Source organism: Mesorhizobium sp. M7A.F.Ca.ET.027.03.2.1 (genome assembly GCF_003999175.1).
Classification (GTDB): domain Bacteria; phylum Pseudomonadota; class Alphaproteobacteria; order Rhizobiales; family Rhizobiaceae; genus Mesorhizobium.
In genome coordinates, this window is the sequence record NZ_RZOM01001455.1 from 1 (window position 1) to 1,120 (window position 1,120).

At 66.0% G+C, this 1,120-nt stretch carries 2 protein-coding genes; both read left to right on the forward strand.

What is annotated here, in order from left to right; all coding sequences use genetic code 11:
- Positions 1 to 599: ABC transporter ATP-binding protein (locus EN750_RS35555; RefSeq protein WP_145968251.1), on the forward strand; the 599-nt coding region annotated here is incomplete at its 5' end.
- Positions 596 to 1,120, forward strand: a 525-nt coding sequence (locus EN750_RS35560) for an ABC transporter permease (RefSeq protein WP_145968252.1), incomplete at its 3' end; no start/stop codon positions are given. The genes EN750_RS35555 and EN750_RS35560, both read left to right, overlap by 4 nt.

A 1,120-nucleotide genomic window follows, 5' to 3' on the forward strand; every position in this document is an offset into this window, starting at 1 on the left:
TCGACGAGTTGATGACGCTCTATCAGCTCGATCCCGAAGCCTTCGGGCCTCGCTACCCGCACGAACTGTCCGGCGGCCAGCAGCAGCGCGTCGGTGTTGCCCGCGCACTCGCCGCCGAACCCAACGTGCTGTTGATGGACGAACCGTTCGGCGCCCTCGACCCGATCATCCGCACCAAGGCGCAGGAAGATCTGCTGGCGATCCAGAAGCGCTTCGGCACCACCATCATCCTCGTCACCCACGACATGGAAGAGGCCGTGCATATGGGCGACAAGATCGCGGTCATGGATGCCGGCAAGCTGGTGCAATACGCCAAGCCGGCCGAGATCCTGGCAAAGCCGGCAAGCGCCTTCGTCGAGACCCTGGTTGGCGCCAGCGAAAGGCCGTTCCGGTTGCTGTCGCTCGGCCGGGTCCGCGATGCCGTGGAGAAGGGCTCCGCCGAAGGTGAGGCGATCCCCGGCGATGCGAGCCAGCGCGACGCGCTGGCCGAATTGTTGTGGTCGGGCCGGCCGGCGCTGCCGGTCAAAGGCGCCGACGGCAAGCCGCTTGGCCGCGTGACCATCGAAGGGCTGGTGAAGCGTGCGGCGAGGCCGGCATGAAGGCCTGGCTTCCATCGCTGCTCAGGCTAGCATTGGTGGTGCTGCTTGTCGCCTTCGTCACCAATCCCGGGTGGTTCGTGCCGCTGCTGAAGCCGCTGACCGAAAACAACGCGCCGGTGATCTACAACCAGGGCAGTCTGCTGACGCTGACCCTGCTGCACTTACGCACGGTTCTGATCGCCACCGTGGCGGCAACCATCGTTGCGGTGGCGCTTGCCGTCCTGGTCACCAGGCCGGTCGGTGTTGAATTCCTGCCGCTATCGCGCAGCCTCGTCAACATCGGTCAGACCTTTCCGCCGGTGGCGGTGCTGGCGCTTGCCGTACCGGCCGTCGGCTTCGGCGAGAAGCCGACACTGATCGCCCTGTTTCTCTATGGCCTGCTGCCGATTTTCGAGAATGCACTGACCGGCCTGACGACGCTGCCGGCCAATGTCGTCGAGGCGGCGCGCGGCGCCGGCATGACCGGTTGGCAAAGGCTCACCAAGGTCGAGCTGCCGCTCAGCGCCCCGATCATTCTCGGC